General features: G+C 63.9%; 2 protein-coding genes. Both read left to right on the top strand.

The window, feature by feature from the left end; genetic code table 11:
- Nucleotides 1–1,292, top strand: a 1,292-nt coding sequence (locus MOV75_RS32485; protein WP_247007361.1) for an ethanolamine ammonia-lyase subunit EutB, incomplete at its 5' end; no start/stop codon positions are given.
- 159 nt (nucleotides 1,293–1,451) lie between these two features.
- Nucleotides 1,452–3,038, top strand: coding sequence for a B12-binding domain-containing radical SAM protein (locus MOV75_RS32480; protein WP_247007360.1), 1,587 nt, complete (start codon nucleotides 1,452–1,454; stop codon nucleotides 3,036–3,038).
- Nucleotides 3,039–3,084 lie beyond the last annotated feature (46 nt).

Below are 3,084 nucleotides of genomic sequence, written 5' to 3'. Positions count from 1 at the left end.
ACCGGCTGGCCGGGATCGCCGCCGACACGGCCGAGCAGATGATCGCGGCGCGGATGGCGCTCGCCGACGTTCCGCTCGCCCAATTCCTGCAGGAAGCCGTCATCCCCTATGAGGCCGACGAGGTCACCCGCCTCGTCATCGACAGCCATGACGCCAAGGCCTTCGCGCCGGTGGCATCCCTGACGGTCGGCGGCTTCCGCGACTGGCTGCTGTCGGATGCCGCCACGCCGGAGGTCCTGAAGACGCTCGGGCCCGGCATTACCCCGGAGATGGCGGCTGCGGTCTCAAAACTGATGCGCAACCAGGACCTGATCCTGGCGGCGCGGAAATGCGAGGTCACCACCGCCTTCCGCAACACCATCGGCCTGAAGGGGCGGATGAGCACGCGGCTGCAGCCCAACCATCCGTTCGACGATGCCAGGGGCATCACCGCCTCGATCCTGGACGGCATCCTGCTCGGGGCCGGCGACGCCTGCATCGGCATCAATCCCGCGAGCGACGATCCGGCCGTCATTGCGCAATTGCTGCGGCTGCTCGACGAGATCATCGTGCGGCTGAAGATCCCGACGCAAGGTTGCGTGCTGACCCATGTCACGACGACGCTGTCGCTGATCGGGCAGGGCGTGCCGGTCGATCTCGTCTTCCAGTCGGTTGCCGGCACCGAGGCCGCCAACCGCAGCTTCGGCATCGACCTTGCGCTTCTGAAGGAGGCGCAGGAGGCCGGCCTGTCGCAGAAGCGCGGCACCGCCGGGCAAAACGTGATGTATTTCGAGACCGGGCAGGGCTCGGCGCTGTCGGCGGGCGCCCATCACGGCGTCGACCAGCAGACCTGCGAGGCGCGCGCCTATGCGGTTGCCCGCGCCTTTGCCCCGCTATTGGTCAACAGCGTGGTCGGCTTCATCGGCCCGGAATATCTCTATGACGGCAAGGAAATCATCCGGGCGGGACTGGAGGATCATTTCTGCGGCAAGCTGCTCGGCCTGCCGCTCGGGATCGACATCTGCTATACCAACCATGCCGAGGCGGACCAGGACGACATGGATAATCTGCTGACGCTGCTCGCCGCCGCCGGCGTCACCTTCATCATGGGCGTCCCCGGTGCCGACGACGTCATGCTGAACTACCAGTCGACGTCTTTTCACGACGCGCTCTATGTCCGTGACGTCTTCGGTTTGCGCCGCGCGCCGGAATTCGAGGACTGGCTGGCGCGGTCGGGCATTACAGGCGCCGATTTCCGGCTTGCCCGCGATGCAGGCCAGCTGCCCGATTTTGCCTCGCGGCTGATCGCGTGAGGCAGTACGAGGCGTCAAACTCTCCCCTTCAGGAAACCATCGGCGCCTGCCGGAATTATGCTTGTGCCACAATATTGAGAAATTCCGGCGACAGCGTTACGTTATATGTCTGGCTGGCAATTTCCGCACCATTCGGTCGAGCGTGGCGGGGGAGCTTTGATGCGAGCTGAAAGTAACGGAACGTCCCGGCGGATCCTCTGTGTGTTTCCGCGCTACACCTCGTCGTTCGGTACGTTCGAGCATTCCTATCCCCTGACCGATGGTGTCCGCGCCTTCATGCCGCCGCAGGGGCTGTTGCTGATCTCCGCCTATCTTCCGAAAGACTGGCAGGTCAAATTCGTCGACGAGAACCTCCGCCGCACGACCAGGGAAGAATTCGAATGGGCCGAGGCGGTTTTCGTCAGCGGCATGCACATCCAGCGCCAGCAGATGAACGACATCTGCCGCCGCGCGCACGAGTTCGATTTGCCGGTCGCGCTCGGCGGTCCCTCCGTCAGCGCCTGTCCTGACTATTACCCCTCGTTCGACTATCTCCATGTCGGCGAGCTCGGTGATGCCACCAACCAGCTGATCGAGATCCTGTCGCGCGACTCCTCCCGCCCCGAGGGCCAAGTGGTGCTGACGACCAAGGATCGCGTGCCGATGACGGAGTTTCCGATCCCGGCCTACGAACTTGCCGACGTGAAGAAATATTTCCTCGGCAGCATCCAATATTCCAGCGGCTGTCCCTATCAGTGCGAGTTCTGCGACATCCCCGGCCTCTACGGCCGCAACCCGCGCATCAAGTCGCCGCAGCAGATCATCGCCGAGCTCGACCGCCTGCGCGAATGCGGCATGACCGACACGGTCTATTTCGTCGACGACAATTTCATCGGCAACCGCAAGGCGGCGATGGACCTGTTGCCGCACCTGATCGAATGGCAGAAGCGGACGGGCTACGTGGTGCGGCTCGCCTGCGAGGCGACGCTCAACATCGCCAAGAGGCCCGAGATCCTCGAGAAGATGCGCGAGGCCTATTTCATCACCATCTTCTGCGGCATCGAGACGCCGGATCCCGACGCGCTGAAGGCGATGCAGAAGGACCACAACATGATGGTCCCGATCCTGGAGGGCGTGCGCACCATCAACTCCTACGGCATGGAGGTCGTCTCGGGCATTATCATGGGGCTCGACACCGACAAGCCGAATACGTCGGAGGCGCTGCTCGACTTTGTCGAGGAGTCCCGGATTCCGCTGCTCACGATCAACCTGCTTCAGGCGCTGCCGAAGACCCCGCTGTGGGACCGGCTCGAGCGCGAGGGTCGGCTGGTCGACGACGACGGCCGCGATTCCAACGTCGACTTCCTGTTGCCCTATGACGAGGTCGTCGCATCCTGGAAGCACGCCATGGGCGTCGCCTACGAGCCCGAGAAGGTCTACGCGCGCTTCCAGTATCAATGCGACCACGTCTATGTGCACCGCCTCAAGACGCCGGTGCCGGACGAGATGAGGACCTGGCGCAACATCCGGCGTGGACTCGTCATGCTGCGCAACATCTTCTGGAAGGTCGGTGTGCTCGGCGACTACAAGCGCGTGTTCTGGAAGTTCGCGCTCGGGCGCATCAAGCGCGGCGATCTCGAAGGCCTGATCGGCTGCACCCTGATCGCGCACCATCTCATCACCTTTGCGCGCGCGGCCTCCAGCGGCAGGCAGAACGCCTCGAACTACTCGATCCGGCTGCGCGAGGCCGCCGTTCCCGCCGAATGAGTGACAAGTCCGTTCCGGCTCGCCCGACCCTCGACCTGCGGTCGTT

The sequence above is a fragment of the Bradyrhizobium sp. PRIMUS42 genome, from assembly GCF_023006515.1.
Taxonomy (GTDB): domain Bacteria; phylum Pseudomonadota; class Alphaproteobacteria; order Rhizobiales; family Xanthobacteraceae; genus Bradyrhizobium.
Note: the sequence above shows the minus strand (reverse complement) of the source record. Positions and strands in the feature narration are given on the sequence as shown.

Excerpts from the sequence above, each read along its gene's own strand:
- MOV75_RS32480 (WP_247007360.1), top strand. The coding sequence starts at position 1,452 with ATGCGAGCTGAAAGTAACGGAACGTCCCGGCGGATCCTCTGTGTGTTT.